The sequence below is a fragment of the Streptomyces sp. NPDC004111 genome (genome assembly GCF_042874215.1).
Classification (GTDB): Bacteria; Actinomycetota; Actinomycetes; order Streptomycetales; family Streptomycetaceae; genus Streptomyces.
This window is the reverse complement of record NZ_JBIAMU010000005.1, coordinates 342,308-356,574: the sequence shown is the minus strand read 5'-3', so window position 1 is coordinate 356,574 and position 14,267 is coordinate 342,308. Positions and strand designations below refer to the sequence as shown.

Genomic DNA, 14,267 nt, shown 5'->3' with positions numbered 1-14,267 from the left:
GAGCATAGGCCGCGTATGGAACGGGCAAAGGAGGGGCTTGACGGGGCTTGACACCAGAGGCGGCTGGTAGCCTGGGCTGCTGGTCGGGGCGGTCCGTGGAAAACACGACGGCATTACTTTTCGAGCCCCTGACGACACGTCGTCCCTCACGGGGGACCGGCCGGAGGAGGTGGGGCTGCGGTGGATCGAAGTCGACCCGGTAGTACCAACCGCTCTTCCGCGCCACTTCCGCATACTGCGGCCTGAGGCTTCGTACCCGGCCCTCGGAGTACCGAAACCACTCGGTTTCCGTTGCGTCTCGCACGACGGAAGAGCACTTCACCCTCACCTGATTTGCCTGATCCGTGTCTGAGCGAACGCCGTCACCGCGTCCTCGCGGTGCCGCCCGCTTTGCCGACGTGCACCCCTGTCACAGCGCCGTGGCCCCGCACGTCTCCATTCCGGGCAGTGCCACGCCACGCCGACGGCTTCTTTGCGAAGGAGCCCGCCATGTCGATGATCCGTGACCTGCGCGCAGTCGTACGCCCCTCCCTGCGCAGGAGCCCCACCGTCTACAGCAACTACGACGCCACCCGCGACCACTCCGCCTCCAGCGCGGTCGTCGACTGCGCCGTCTACCGCGACGGCCGGAGGATGAAGGAGTGCGGCACCCCGCACGAGGCGATGATCCGCGTACGGGAACAGGGCGGCTTCGCCTGGATCGGCCTGCACGAGCCGACGGAGGCCGAATTCGCCGGTATCGCGGCCGAGTTCGGGCTGCACCCGCTGGCCGTGGAGGACGCGGTGCACGCCCACCAGCGGCCGAAGCTGGAGCGCTACGACGACACCCTGTTCACCGTCTTCAAAACCATCCACTACGTCGAGCACACCGAGCTGACGGCGACCAGCCAGGTCGTGGAGACCGGCGAGGTCATGTGCTTCACCGGACCGGACTTCGTGATCACCGTCCGGCACGGCGGCAAGGGCTCGCTGCGCGCGCTGCGCCACCGCCTCCAGGAGGACCCGGAGCTGCTGGCCAAGGGCCCCTCGGCGGTGCTGCACTCCATCGCCGACCACGTGGTCGACGGCTACATCGCGGTCGCCTCCGCCGTCCAGGACGACATCGACGAGGTCGAGATCGACGTCTTCTCCGCCCCCGCCAAGGGCAGCTCGCGGGGGGCCGACGCGGGCCGGATCTACCAGCTCAAGCGCGAGGTGCTGGAGTTCAAGCGGGCGGTGGCACCGCTGCTGCGCCCGCTGCAGCAGCTCTCCGAGCGCCCGATGCGGCTCGTCGACCCCGACATCCAGAAGTACTTCCGCGACGTGGCCGACCACCTGGCCCGGGTGCACGAGCAGGTCGTCGGCTTCGACGAACTCCTCAACTCCATCCTCCAGGCCAACCTCGCGCAGGCGACGGTCGCCCAGAACGAGGACATGCGCAAGATCACCTCGTGGGCGGCCATCGTCGCCGTCCCGACGATGATCTGCGGGGTGTACGGCATGAACTTCGACTACATGCCCGAGACGCACTGGCGGTACGGGTACGCGATGGTCATCGGCGGCATCGCGGTGGTCTGTGTGACCATCCACCGCCTGCTGAAGCGCAACGGGTGGCTCTGAGCGGGGCCCACCGCCCCACCCCCTACGCTTGCCCCATGTCGCAGACCCCTCTCCTCGACCGGGCCCTCGTCGAGGAGGCCACCAAGAAGTCCGGCCTCCTCTGGGTCCGGGGCACCGGCCCCGCCCGCGCCCTCTGGCACGTCTGGCTGGACGGAGCCGCCCACCTGATCGGCGACGGCCCCGGCGAACAGCCGTTCCCCGGCCTCGCCGACGGCGGTACGGCCGAGGTCACCGTACGCAGCAAGGACAAGGGCGGCCGGCTGGTCACCTGGAGCGCCGCCGTGCGGGAACTCGCCCCGGGCACCGAGGAGTGGGAGGCGGCGGTCGCCGAGCTCAAGGGGAAGCGGCTGAACGCGCCCGACGCCGAGCGGATGACCGAGCGCTGGGCCCGGGAGTGCCGGCTGCTGCGGCTGACCCCGCAGGGTGCACCGGGCACCCTCCCGGACGGCTCGCTGGCCGCCGTACCGCTGGCGACCCCGGCGACGACCCGGCAGCCGGTGCCCGCGGCCCTGCCCAGACTGCTCCTGAAGCGCGGGCGCCGGGCCGGGAAGTAGGCGGCGGGGGCGGGCCGGGAAGCAGCGGGGCCGGGGCCCCGCTGCGGGCGGCAGACCCTAGTTGTTGGTGCGCGGGAGCTTGCCGCCGTAGTCGACGGTCATCTCCTTCGGCGGCGCGGAGAGCGGGAAGTCCAGGTCCCAGTCCGTCAGCTGGACCACTCCGGCCCCGCCCGCGCGCGCGAGCCGCAGCGGATAGGGCTTCTTCTCCAGCGAGACGTCGAGCGCGCCGCCCTCGCCCTCGGCACCGCCGACGACCTTGATGGTGCGCATGCCGCGGATCTTCTCGCGGTCGCCCTTGCCGAGTTCGCCGTTGAGGCCGAGCAGCCCGTCGAGCAGCACCTGCTTGTCGGTGAAGCCGCGGAACTGGCCGTAGGCGGGGTCGTCCCGGGGGACCTTGACGTAGCGTCCCTCCAGCTTGTCGGCGGCCTCCGCGTCCTCCTTCTCGAAGGTCGCGCCGGGCTTGGTGGCGTCGTGCCGCCAGAAGTCCGCGCCCGCCTTCATGAAGAGCTGGTCGTCGACGCGCAGCAGCTCGAAGGTGGAGTCCTTGGTGGTGACGGAGCCGGCGCCGCCGGTGTTCTTCAGCCGCATGTTCAGTTTGTACGTGCCACCACGGCTGACGAAGGTGCCGGTCAGCCGTACGGCGGCGGAGGCCTTCGCGGTCTCCCGCGCCTTGCCCTCGATCTCCGCGGCGGACAGTTTGCCGACCCCGTTGGTCCCCTCGTCCGGGTCCTCGCCGCAGCCCGTGAGTCCGGCCGCGAGGCCTGCGCAGACCGCGCCGACGAGTACGGCCCTGCGTGCCCGGGCAGCCGGGGGGAAAGCGGTCACGGTCGGCACTGCCTCTCCTGCGGGGGTCCGGGGCGTGGGGGACGTCCGGTTGGCAGAGGGCAGCGTACCCGGGTCGTCCGCCCCCTCGGAGGGAGAGCCGTCCGGACGCCCGCCGGAGCGTCGTTGATCTTCTCGGGCTAGCCTGAAACCGGTGTCCGGCTTATTTGCAGACAATTTCGCGGGTGCGGGCGGTCGCGCCGGGAGACGCGAGAATCACGGGTCACGAGAGTCGTTCGGCATTCGGTATTCGGAGGGAGGCGGTCGGGATGGCGGCAGGCGCACCGCGCGTCTTTGTGTCGCACCTCGCGGGAGTCCCCGTGTTCGACCCCAACGGCGACCAGGTCGGCCGGGTGCGCGACCTGGTGGCGATGCTGCGGGTGGGCAACCGGCCCCCGCGGCTGCTGGGTCTGGTCGTCGAGGTGGTCAGCCGGCGGCGGATCTTCCTGCCGATGACCCGGGTGACGGGCGTGGAGTCCGGCCAGGTCATCACCACCGGCGTGGTCAACATGCGCCGCTTCGAGCAGCGCCCCACCGAGCGCCTGGTGCTGGGCGAGATGCTGGACCGCAGGGTGCGGCTGGTGGAGGACGACGAGGAGGTCACCGTTCTGGACGTGGCCATCGCGCAGCTCCCGGCCCGCCGCGACTGGGAGATCGACAAGGTCTTCGTGCGCAAGGGCAAGGGCGGTGCGCTGCGGCGCAAGGGGGAGACCCTGACCGTGGAGTGGTCGGCGGTCACCGGGTTCTCGCTGGAGGAGCACGGGCAGGGCGCGGAGAACCTGATCGCGGCGTACGAACAGCTGCGCCCGACGGACCTGGCGAACGCCCTGCACCACCTGACCCCCAAGCGCCGCGCCGAAGTGGCCTCCGCCCTGGACGACGACCGGCTCGCCGACGTGCTCGAAGAGCTGCCGGAGGACGACTCGATCGAGATCCTCGGCAAGCTCAAGGAGGAGCGGGCGGCCGACGTCCTGGAGGCGATGGACCCCGACGACGCCGCCGACCTGCTGTCGGAGCTGCCGGAGGAGGACAAGGAGCGGCTGCTGACGCTGATGCAGCCGGACGACGCGGCCGACGTACGGCGCCTGCTCTCCTACGAGGAGCGGACGGCGGGCGGTCTGATGACCACCGAGCCGATCGTGCTGCGCCCCGACTCCACGGTGGCCGACGCCCTCGCCCGGGTGCGCCAGCAGGACCTCTCCCCCGCGCTCGCGGCGCAGGTGTACGTGTGCCGGCCGCCGGACGAGACGCCGACCGGCAAGTACCTGGGGACGGTGCACTTCCAGCGGCTGCTGCGGGAGCCGCCGGGGACGCTGGTGAGCTCGGTGGTGGAGTCCGATCTTCCGCCGCTCTCGCCGGACACCTCGCTGCCCGCCGTGACCAGCTATCTCGCCGCGTACAACATGGTCGCGGCACCCGTCGTCGACGAGGGCGGGGCGCTGCTCGGCGCCGTGACCGTGGACGACGTGCTCGACCACCTGCTGCCGGACGACTGGCGGGAGACGGAGTTCAACCCGGGGGGTGTTGTCGGTGGCCACTGAGCGGGGTGGTGAGGGCAAGGAGCGCGCGCGGTCCACGACCGGCGCCAGTGCGGTGACGCGCGCCTCGCGTGTGCGTCTGGATCAGCCGAAGGCGCCGCGCAAGCGCCTGCTTCCCGAGTGGGATCCGGAGGCGTTCGGCAGGTTCTCGGAGAAGATCGCGCGGTTCCTGGGGACGGGGCGGTTCATCGTCTGGATGACCGCGGTGATCATCCTCTGGGTGCTGTGGAACGTCTTCGCGCCCAAGGACCTGCGGTTCGACGAGTTCCCTTTCATCTTCCTCACCCTGGCGCTGTCGTTGCAGGCCTCGTACGCCGCGCCGCTGATCCTGCTCGCGCAGAACCGGCAGGACGACCGGGACCGGGTCACCCACGAGCAGGACCGCAAGCAGAACGAGCGTTCCATCGCCGACACCGAATACCTCACACGTGAGGTCGCCGCGCTGCGGATGGGTCTCGGCGAGGTCGCCACCCGCGACTGGATCCGTTCCGAACTCCAGGACCTGGTGAAGGAGTTGGAGGAGCGGCGCAGCGTATTCCCGCCCCAGCCGCCGAACGGGAGTGACGAAGGCGACCGTTGACGGCCCTTTCCGGGGGCGTCCCGTCCCGCCGTAGTATCGGAACCATGGCTACGGAAGACGCGGTGCGCGAAGCACTGGCGACGGTGAACGACCCCGAGATCCACCGACCGATCACAGAACTCGGCATGGTCAAATCGGTCGAGGTCGCAGCGGACGGCGCGGTCGCGGTCGCGGTCTATCTGACCGTCTCCGGCTGCCCGATGCGGGAGACGATCACCAGCAACGTGCGCGAGGCCGTCGAGCGCGTCGAGGGCGTCACCAGCGTCTCCGTCGAGCTGGACGTGATGAGCGACGAGCAGCGCAAGGAGCTGGCCGGCGCGCTGCGCGGCGGCACCGCCGAGCGCGAGGTGCCCTTCGCCCAGCCCGGTTCGCTGACCCGGGTGTACGCGGTGGCCTCCGGCAAGGGCGGCGTCGGCAAGTCCTCGGTGACGGTCAACCTGGCCGCGGCGATGGCGGCCGACGGGCTCAAGGTCGGCGTCGTCGACGCGGACATCTACGGCCACAGCGTGCCGCGCATGCTGGGCGTGGAGGGCCGTCCCACCCAGGTCGAGAACATGATCATGCCGCCGTCGGCGAACGGCGTGAAGGTCATCTCCATCGGCATGTTCACCCCGGGCAACGCGCCGGTGGTGTGGCGCGGCCCGATGCTGCACCGCGCCCTCCAGCAGTTCCTGGCGGACGTGTACTGGGGCGACCTGGACGTCCTCCTGCTGGACCTGCCGCCGGGCACCGGCGACATCGCGATCTCGGTGGCCCAGCTGGTGCCGAACGCGGAGATCCTGGTCGTCACCACCCCGCAGCAGGCCGCGGCCGAGGTCGCCGAGCGGGCCGGCTCGATCGCCGTGCAGACCCACCAGAAGATCGTCGGCGTCGTCGAGAACATGTCCGGCATGCCGTGCCCGCACTGCGACGAGATCGTCGACGTGTTCGGCACGGGCGGCGGCGAGCGGGTGGCCGAGGGCCTGACGAAGACGACCGGTGCGACCGTGCCGGTGCTGGGCTCCATCCCCATCGACGTACGACTGCGCGAGGGCGGCGACGACGGCCTTCCGGTCGTGCTGAGCGACCCCGAGTCCCCGGCCGGCTCGGCGCTGCGGGGCATCGCGGGCAAGCTGGGCGGCCGGGCCCGCGGACTGTCCGGGATGTCACTGGGGATCACCCCGCGCAACAAGTTCTGATCCCGGGACGCACGGGATCCGTGCGGGACGGGGCGCGGGAGCCGCGCGGAAGTCATGAGTAAGGGGTGCCTCGCGCAGGGGCACCCCTTACTCGTACGGTCCTGTTACTCGTACGGTCCTGCTGACGCGTACGGTCCCGCGGCCGGTCAGACGTAGGTGGTGATGTCCTTGACCACCGAGAAGCCGAGGCCGTACGCGCTCATGCCGCGCCCGTACGCCCCGAGGTGGACACCCGCGCCGGTGGACCCGGCGAGCACCCAGCCGTACTCCGACTCGCGGTAGTGGAACGGCGTCGGCACCCCGTCGACCGGCAGCGACAGCGCCGACCAGTCCGGGCCTTCGAGGTCGTCGGCCAGCTCGAAGGAGACCTCGATCTGCTGGTCCAGCCAGTTGTCCCGCATCGAGTGGTCGAGCTGCGCGGGCCAGGTCTGCGACAGCAGCCCGGAACCGGCGAGCCAGGCGGCGGAGGACACCGAGGTGGCCTCCAGCGTCCCGGTGCCGTCGCCGCTGCGGCGGACCGGATTGGCGGCGACCGTCACCACGACCGCGAACCGCTCCTTGTCCGGGCCGTCGTCACCGGCGGCTCGTATCGACGGCTCGTCGCCGTGCCCCACGGCACCGTGCTGCACGGTGCCGTCCGCGGCGTCCGTGACCTGCATCAACCAGCGCGGGCCCGTGAACGCCTCGTCCAGGCCGTACCAGGGGAACGGTGCGCGCAGATAGCCGTCGACCGTGCGCCGGGACGCCGGCGTTCCTTCCGCGGTGGGCCCACCGGGCGCACCGGAATCCCCCTGCGCCCCTACCAGACTCGTGGTCTCCATCTGCCCGGCCGCCTCCTCTGCTCGTCGGAGTCCGGAGCGGCCCACCCCCCTCGGGCGTCCTGCTACCGGACAGATGGAGGATAGCCACCCCGGTCCTGGACGGCGGGAACGGCTGGGGTTTGCGGACGTGTTTCGGGGGCGGACCGGGGCGAATCGGCCACGGTCCCGGGCCGCCGAACGTCCGGAATCAGGTCGCGTCGGGGTCGAAGGCCGGCCGGTCGTCCTTGCGGAGGTTCGCCGCCGGGGCCTCGGGCTTCTTCAGCATGTCCGGGCGGGCGGGGGCGTCGTCCTTGGTCAGGTTGGCGCGGGTGCCGGTGGTCTCGGGCGTGTCCGAGGAGGTCTGGGCGGACGGCTTGGAACGGCCGTTCACCACGTCCGTGACCTCGGCGAGTTCGCCGCGCAGGTCGAAGCTCTCGCGGATCTCCTTGAGACCGAGGTCGTCCCCGCCGTGCTCCGCCAGCTGCTTGCGGACGAAGTTCTTGGGGTTGAGGTCCTCGAACTCGAAGTCCTTGAACTCCGGGCCCAGCTCGGTTCGGATGTCCTGCTTGGCACTGTCCGAGAACTCACGGATCTTCCGGATGAAGCGCGTGGTGTCCTGGATCAGCTTCGGCAGCTTGTCCGGGCCGAAGATGAGCACGGCGAGAACCGCGAGCGTCAGCAGCTCTAGTCCGCCTATGTCTGTGAACACCTTGCAGCTCCTTGGATTATCCGGGCTCGTTCCACGGTACCCGCCCCAGCTGTCCGGACGGTACCTTCAGGTGACACTCGTCCGGCGCCCGAGGGGCCGTTGAGCGTACGGCGGGTGACCTGGGCCACCGCGCCCCGTCATGAGTCCCCTGCCGAGCCGAGCTTGAGGGACACCTCACGTTCCTGGGCGTCGCGCCGCAGCGTCAAGCGGAGCAGATCGCCCGGTTTGCGCGAACGGATCTTGACGATCAGCTCCTCCCCACTGTGCACCCGCTCGCCGTCGATCCTGGTGATGACGTCGCCCGGCTTGATGCCCGCCTTCGCGCCGGGGCCGCCGGGGGTGACCGACGGGGTGTTGTCCGCCCCCTTGGTGCCGACCTGCGCGCCGTCGCCCGTGTACTTCATGTCGAGCGAGACGCCGATCACCGGGTGGGTGGCCCGGCCGGTGTTGATGATCTCCTCCGCGACCCGCTTGGCCTGGTTGATCGGGATCGCGAAGCCCAGCCCGATGCTGCCGCCCTGGCCGCCTTCGAGGCCCGAACCGCTGTCGGGGCCGCGGATGGCGCTGTTGATGCCGATCACCCTGGCCTGGCCGTCGACCAGCGGGCCGCCGGAGTTGCCCGGGTTGATCGGGGCGTCGGTCTGGAGGGCGTCGACGTAGCTGATGTCGCTGCCGTCGCCCTTCTCGCCGCCCGCGGTGATGGGCCGCTGCTTGGCACTGATGATGCCCGAGGTCACCGTGTTCTGGAGGTCGTAGGGGGCACCGATCGCCACCACCGGATCGCCGACCCGGACGTTGTCGGAGTTGCCGAGCGGCAGCGGCTTGAGGCCCGAGACGCCGACGACCTTGACGACGGCGAGGTCGTAGCCGCTGTCCTTGCCGACGAGCTTGGCCTTCGCGCTCTCGCCGCTGCTGAAGGTGATGGAGATGACACCGGAGGCGCCGGCCGGTTCCACCACGTGGTTGTTGGTGAGGATGTGGCCCTTGTTGTCGAGGACGAACCCGGTGCCGGTGCCCTTGCCGCTGCTGCCGCTGACGTGGAAGGTGACGACGCTCGGCAGGGCGCTGGCGGCGATGCCCGCGACGGTGTCGGGGGCACGGTCGCGCGGTGCCTTGTCGGACTGCGGGAGCTGGACGGGGCCGGTGAGCCCGTTGTTCCGCTCGATGTACGCGCCGACGCCGCCGCCGACGCCGCCGGCGACGAGGGCGATCAGCAGCGCCCCGACGAGCAGGGAGCCGCGCCGCCGCTTCCTGGGCGGCGGCCCGGCGTACGTCAGCGGCTGCTGCGGCGGTGCCGCGCTCCACGGGTCGTAGCTCAGCCACTGCGACGGCGGGTACTGCGAGGAGGAGTGGGACTGCTGGGGCGCGCCGGGGGCCGGCGGCGGCTGCGGCGGCTGGTGGTGCGGCGGCAGCGGACTGCCCTCCGGCAGGTGCGGCAACGGCGGCTGCGGTGCGCTGAACTGCGGCGACGCATGAGTGCCCGCCGCCGGGGCCGGGGGCTGCGGCGGTACGTGGGTGCCCTGGGCCGGGGTCGGCCGCTGCACGGGCGGCGCGGGCGCCCACGGTCCGGGGCCACCGTAGGGCGGTGTGCCGTACGGATCGGGGTCGTGCAGCGGCCCGGACCGCCGCGGCACGACCGCCTCGACCGGCTGCCCCCCGCCAACGCCTTCCCCGGCCGCGACGCCGGGGGCGGGCGTGTCGGCGGCATGGGCGGTGTGGGCGGTGTGGGCCGCGACGCCGGGGGCGGGTGTGACAGCCGTGTCGGCGCCGTGGGCGGTGTCGGCCTCGGCGCCGGGGGCGGGCGTGTCAGCCGTGTGGGCGGTGCCGGTCGGGGCGGTGCCGGTCGGGTGCCGGTCCTCCGCCGTGCCGTTCTCGTTCTTCACCAGGGACGTCGGGTGCCGGTCCTCCACCGCGCGGTCCCTCACCGGCGAATCCGCTGCTGCCGCGTCCCCCGGCGTCGGCACGGCGTCCGGCTGCTTCACGAGGTAGTCACCGCCCTCGTCCTGGACGGGAGCCGACGCGTCGTACGGGGCCTCGGACTCCGCCGCCGCTTCGTACGGGGCGCGGTCGGCCGGGGTGCCCCGGTCCGTCGGGGTGCCCCGCTCCGGCAGCTCTCCCCGGTCCACCCGGCCCGCCGCTGCCGGCAGGTCCTCCCCGGCGGTCGGTACCGGGTCCGCCGTGGTGCGGGCCCTCCCGGGTGCCGGACGACTCCACCACTTCGCCCGTGGTACGGCGGGCTTCCCCTCGTCCATGCTCTCCCCGCAACTGCCCTCGGTCCGTGCGGAAATCCGCACGGAACCAGTCTCCGCGCCCGTGGCGGGCACCCCTTCCCTGGATTCAACCAGGTTTGCGATTGCGTGCGCAGAGGGCGGGTCAGCGGCCGGGGGAAACCGCCAGTCCGGGCTTCGCGGGAACGGCCAGGTGGCTGGGCGCCGGCGATGCCGTCGAGGGCGGCGGAGTCGGCGCCGGAGGTATCAGTGAGGGGGTCGGAATGCCGTTCAGGTAGGCCTGGAAGTTCCGTACGCCGCCGCCCTGCCGCCACGGGCCGTGGCCGCCGCCGGACTGCGGTGCCGCGCCCTGCGGGAGCGCGATCGGGAAGATCTTCAGCCCGCTGCCGTACGGGGCGGGCGGCGCGGTGGGCGTGCCCGAGTTGGTCCCCGTGGTGAACTCCCTACCGCTCGCGCCACTGGCGCTCGTGGTCGAGGACAGCACGGTGGTGTCCCCGCCCGCGCCGAAGGTGCCGCCCGTGCTGGTGATCCCGCTGCCGACGCTGGTGGCGCCGCCCTGACGGCGCGAGCTGTCCGAGCCGCTCGCCGGGGTCGCGGCGCGGGCCGGGGAGACCCCGCCCGTGCGCTCGCCCCGGGCTGTCGGGCCGGTCGTGCTGTCCAGCGGCAGGGCCCCGCCGAGTGCGATCGCCGCCATCGACACGGCGCTCGCCGCGGCGAAGGCGAACCTGCGCGGCCTGCGCCCGCCGGAGCGCTCGCCCTCCGGACGGCCGACCTCGTGTATGCGAAAACCCCGGTCACCGGAGCCCGCGGGGAACATGGGGCGGTGGGCGCTCGGTGCCTCGTAGTCGATCCGGCGGCCGAAGCTCAGTCCGTCGAGACGGTCGTCCGCCGCGAAGACCCCGAGGGCGCCGTCCCCGAATCTTCCCCGCCCGAACGGTCCTCCGCCGCCGTCGCCGTCCTCGTCCCCGGAGCCGCCGGGCAGGCCCTGGAGGCGGGCCAGGAAGCCTTCGGAGGGGCCGGGGGGTGCGGACTGCGCGAACACGTCCTTGAGCCTGCGCTGGGCGTCGGCCTCGGCCTTGCACTTGGCGCAGGTCGCCAGGTGGGCCAGGACGCGCTCCCGCGAGTCGTGGTTCAACTCGCCGTCCACCAGTGCGGCGAGACGGTCCCCGAGGTGCTGCTCCGCCGGGGTGGGTCGTGATCCGCTCACCCGAGTCCGCCCTCTCCGACCGCGGCCGCCGGGAAGCCGTCCCCCGTGGCCGTGCCCACGGAGGCCATGGCGCGCTGCTCGGCGCGGGCCTCGGGGGAACGGTGCTTGAGCGCCTTGCGCAGGTGCGAGCGGCCGCGGTGGATGCGGCTGCGCACGGTCCCGAGCTTGACGCCGAGCGTGGCGGCGATCTCCTCGTAGGAGAGGCCCTCGATGTCGCAGAGCACGACGGCGGCGCGGAACTCGGGCGCGAGGGTGTCCAGCGCCTGCTGCACGTCCGCGTCGAAGTGGGTGTCCTGGAAGGCCTGCTGGGGCGACGGGTCACGGCTGGGCAGCCGCTCGGCCGCGTCGTCGCCGAGCGAGTCGAAGCGGATGCGCTGCTTGCGGCGCACCATGTCCAGGAAGAGGTTGGTCGTGATCCGGTGCAGCCAGCCCTCGAAGGTGCCGGGCGTGTACGTCGACAGCGAACGGAAGACGCGGACGAACACTTCCTGCGTCAGGTCCTCGGCGTCGTGCTGGTTGCCGGTGAGGCGGTACGCCAGGCGGTAGACACGGGTGCTGTGCGTGCTGACGATCTCCTCCCAGGTGGGAGGGGTCCACGCCTCGTCGGCGTCCGAGAACTCTGCGAAGGTCGCCGTGGCGGAGGCGGAACGGTCAGCGGTGTTGGTCACGGATTTCGGCTCGCCCGCAGACCTGAGAAAGCGCCGTAGCACTCCTCCCCGATCACCGGCCGCAGCCGCACCTCCCCTGTCGGCTCTGGTGGTGTCCAGTGGAGCCCCTACCATAACCACCTCGCCCGTTAGCTCCGGATAAGAGTCTTTGCGTGAATTTTGGGTCCGTCGCCGGGCCCGGTCGCCGTGATCCATCTGTCCCCCCTGTCCCCTCATAACGACCGGTCCCATCTGCGAGTTCCCGACTCCAGCGGATACAGTCACCGTTGCGCCAACTACGGGGACAGGAGAGGGTCATTACCGCCAACCGGCAGACGAGCTGGGCGTTCGCCGACGCCTTTGTCGCCGAGGACGACACTCTGCGCTGGGCCCGTGACCGGGCCCGGGACGCGGGCGTGCCCTCGGTGTCCCCGGGCACCGGCGCCGCGCTGCGGCTGCTGGCCGGGACGGCGGACGCCAAGGCCGTCGCCGAGATCGGTACGGGCACGGGCGTGTCCGGCATCTATCTGCTGCACGGCATGCGGCCCGACGGGGTGCTCACCACCGTCGATCTGGAGCCGGAGCGGCAGACCTTCGCGAAGCAGGCGTTCCGCTCGGCCGGCTTCGCGGGGAACCGGGCCCGCTTCATCCCCGGCCGGGCCCTGGACGTCCTGCCCCGCCTCGCGGACGGCGGGTACGACCTCGTGTTCTGCGACGGCGACCGGCTGGAGTCGCTGGACTATCTCGCTGAATCGTTGCGGCTGCTGCGACCTGGCGGCCTGGTGTGCTTCGAGGGGGTCTTCGCGGACGGCCGCACCGTGGACTCCGCCGCCCAGCCCGCCGAGGTGCTGCGGCTGCGCGAACTGCTGCGCACGGTCCGGGAGTCCACCGAGCTGGTCTCCTCGCTGCTGCCGGTGGGCGACGGGCTGCTGTGCGCGGTGCGCCGGGGCTGAGGGCCCCGTACCGCACGCGGGGGCAGCTGAGGGGCCCGTACCGCACGCGGGGGCACCATCGCTATCGCTGCCCCGTACCGCACGCGGGGGAAACACCACTGCCCCGGTGCACGCTCGCGCGTGGCCGGGGCAGTGGAGAGATGAGAGCGCTTTCCGCCTTCAGGCGTCAGCCGACGACCTTCTTCAGGGCGTCGCCGAGTGCATCGGCCTCGTCCGGAGTCAGTTCGACGACAAGTCGACCGCCGCCTTCGAGCGGAACGCGCATGACGATGCCCCGCCCCTCCTTGGTCACCTCGAGCGGGCCGTCGCCCGTCCGCGGCTTCATGGCCGCCATGCTCGTTCCCCTTCCTGAAACCAGCTCACGCAGCCGACAACCCAGGTGTCACCGGCATCGAACACATTGCTTCCAGGCCATTATCCCGCATCGTTGGACCCAATGACCAACATCGGTGGGCATCGCTTGTGCAACGCGCAGCCGCAAAACCACCCAATTCGGGGATCCGCCTGCGATACTTCGCCGCTTCGCCCCCGCCACGGGGGTCGGATTGTTTGACGCAGGTCACATGTCCAGGCTTCGAGATCTCCGCCATGCTGGCCCTTGCATGCCCTCCGGCATGCCATTTCCGGACGTGCTGAGGGGAACGACGATGGCCGACACCGTGCTCTACGAGGTGACCGACGGGCTCGCGACGATCACGATCAATCGTCCCGACGCCATGAACGCGATGAACACCGAGGCCAAGGTCGCCCTGCGGGACGCGGTGCAGGCCGCGGCCACCGACACGGCCGTACGGGCGGTGTTGCTGACCGCGACCGGCCGGGCCTTCTGCGTCGGCCAGGACCTCAAGGAGCACATCACCTCGCTCGCGGCCGACCGGGCGGCCGGCACCGGGCAGACGATGAGCACCGTGCGGGAGCACTACAACCCGGTCGTACGGGCCCTCACCGAGATGCCCAAGCCGGTGGTGGCCGGGGTCAACGGGGTCGCGGCCGGCGCGGGCTTCGGGTTCGCGCTCGCCGCGGACTACCGGATTGTCGCCGAGAGCGCCTCTTTCAACACCTCGTTCGCCGGGGTCGCGCTGACCGCCGACTCGGGCGTGTCCTGGACGCTGCCGCGGCTGGTCGGGCACGGCCGGGCCGCCGACCTGCTGCTGTTCCCGCGGTCGATCTCCGCACAGGAGGCCTTCGAGCTGGGCATCGTCAACCGCCTGGTGCCGGACGCCGCGCTCGCCGCGGAGGCGACGGCGGTGGCCCGTTCGCTGGCCGAGGGCCCGACGGTCGCCTACGCGGCGCTGAAGGCGTCGCTGGCGTACGGGGCCGGGCACGGCCTGGCCGAGACGCTGGAGAAGGAGGACGAACTGCAGTCCCTGGCCGGCGCCTCGGAGGACCACGCCATCGCGGTGCAGGCGTTCGTGGAGAAGCAGCGGCCGAAGTACCTCGGCCGCTGAGCGG

General features: G+C 71.7%; 14 protein-coding genes. 7 read left to right on the top strand and 7 right to left on the bottom strand.

The window, feature by feature from the left end:
- Positions 1-489 precede the first annotated feature (489 nt).
- Positions 490-1,599 (top strand): magnesium and cobalt transport protein CorA, encoded by a 1,110-nt coding sequence (locus ACFYVL_RS13590; RefSeq protein ID WP_389244010.1) that lies wholly within the window; start codon positions 490-492, stop codon positions 1,597-1,599.
- 35 nt (positions 1,600-1,634) lie between these two features.
- Positions 1,635-2,153: a hypothetical protein gene (locus tag ACFYVL_RS13585; RefSeq protein ID WP_389244008.1), complete on the top strand. Its 519-nt coding sequence runs from the start codon at positions 1,635-1,637 to the stop codon at positions 2,151-2,153.
- 57 nt (positions 2,154-2,210) lie between these two features.
- Here the strand turns inward: ACFYVL_RS13585 and ACFYVL_RS13580 are convergent, their stop codons facing one another.
- Positions 2,211-2,978: a hypothetical protein gene (locus ACFYVL_RS13580; RefSeq protein ID WP_389244006.1), complete on the bottom strand. Its 768-nt coding sequence runs from the start codon at positions 2,976-2,978 to the stop codon at positions 2,211-2,213.
- 266 nt (positions 2,979-3,244) lie between these two features.
- Here ACFYVL_RS13580 and ACFYVL_RS13575 point away from each other — a divergent pair, with 266 nt between their 5' ends.
- The 3 genes from ACFYVL_RS13575 to ACFYVL_RS13565 are packed head-to-tail and all read left to right on the top strand — an operon-like array spanning position 3,245 to position 6,271.
- Positions 3,245-4,516: a magnesium transporter MgtE N-terminal domain-containing protein gene (locus ACFYVL_RS13575; protein ID WP_389244004.1), complete on the top strand. Its 1,272-nt coding sequence runs from the start codon at positions 3,245-3,247 to the stop codon at positions 4,514-4,516.
- The gene (locus ACFYVL_RS13570) at positions 4,497-5,093 is read left to right on the top strand and encodes a DUF1003 domain-containing protein (RefSeq protein ID WP_389244002.1); all 597 of its coding nucleotides are present in this window, start codon (positions 4,497-4,499) and stop codon (positions 5,091-5,093) included. The genes ACFYVL_RS13575 and ACFYVL_RS13570 overlap by 20 nt, the downstream gene beginning before the upstream one ends.
- A 44-nt stretch (positions 5,094-5,137) precedes the next feature.
- The gene (locus ACFYVL_RS13565; protein ID WP_389244000.1) at positions 5,138-6,271 is read left to right on the top strand and encodes an Mrp/NBP35 family ATP-binding protein; all 1,134 of its coding nucleotides are present in this window, start codon (positions 5,138-5,140) and stop codon (positions 6,269-6,271) included.
- A gap of 146 nt (positions 6,272-6,417) precedes the next feature.
- On the opposite strand, the gene ACFYVL_RS13560 is transcribed toward ACFYVL_RS13565, so the two are convergent.
- The 5 genes from ACFYVL_RS13560 to sigE all read right to left on the bottom strand — a co-directional run bounded on the left by ACFYVL_RS13560 (position 6,418) and on the right by sigE (position 11,997).
- Positions 6,418-7,092 (bottom strand): hypothetical protein, encoded by a 675-nt coding sequence (locus ACFYVL_RS13560; RefSeq protein WP_389243998.1) that lies wholly within the window; start codon positions 7,090-7,092, stop codon positions 6,418-6,420.
- A 187-nt stretch (positions 7,093-7,279) separates the two neighbouring features.
- Positions 7,280-7,780 carry a sec-independent translocase gene (locus tag ACFYVL_RS13555; protein WP_389243996.1) on the bottom strand — a complete coding sequence of 167 codons (501 nt, stop codon included), beginning with the start codon at positions 7,778-7,780 and terminating at the stop codon, positions 7,280-7,282.
- 137 nt (positions 7,781-7,917) lie between these two features.
- The gene (locus tag ACFYVL_RS13550; protein WP_389243994.1) at positions 7,918-10,074 is read right to left on the bottom strand and encodes a trypsin-like peptidase domain-containing protein; all 2,157 of its coding nucleotides are present in this window, start codon (positions 10,072-10,074) and stop codon (positions 7,918-7,920) included.
- A 79-nt stretch (positions 10,075-10,153) separates the two neighbouring features.
- Positions 10,154-11,215 (bottom strand): anti-sigma factor family protein, encoded by a 1,062-nt coding sequence (locus tag ACFYVL_RS13545; RefSeq protein WP_389243992.1) that lies wholly within the window; start codon positions 11,213-11,215, stop codon positions 10,154-10,156.
- Entirely contained in the window at positions 11,212-11,997 is a 786-nt protein-coding gene (gene sigE, locus ACFYVL_RS13540) for an RNA polymerase sigma factor SigE (RefSeq protein ID WP_389243990.1), read from the bottom strand. The genes ACFYVL_RS13545 and sigE overlap by 4 nt, the downstream gene beginning before the upstream one ends.
- 152 nt (positions 11,998-12,149) lie before the next feature.
- Here sigE and ACFYVL_RS13535 point away from each other — a divergent pair, with 152 nt between their 5' ends.
- Positions 12,150-12,815: an O-methyltransferase gene (locus tag ACFYVL_RS13535; protein WP_389243988.1), complete on the top strand. Its 666-nt coding sequence runs from the start codon at positions 12,150-12,152 to the stop codon at positions 12,813-12,815.
- 166 nt (positions 12,816-12,981) lie between these two features.
- On the opposite strand, the gene ACFYVL_RS13530 is transcribed toward ACFYVL_RS13535, so the two are convergent.
- Positions 12,982-13,149 (bottom strand): DUF3117 domain-containing protein, encoded by a 168-nt coding sequence (locus ACFYVL_RS13530; RefSeq protein WP_003966491.1) that lies wholly within the window; start codon positions 13,147-13,149, stop codon positions 12,982-12,984.
- A gap of 313 nt (positions 13,150-13,462) precedes the next feature.
- Here ACFYVL_RS13530 and ACFYVL_RS13525 point away from each other — a divergent pair, with 313 nt between their 5' ends.
- Positions 13,463-14,263, top strand: a complete 801-nt coding sequence (locus ACFYVL_RS13525) for an enoyl-CoA hydratase/isomerase family protein (RefSeq protein WP_389243987.1) — start codon at positions 13,463-13,465, stop codon at positions 14,261-14,263.
- Positions 14,264-14,267 lie beyond the last annotated feature (4 nt).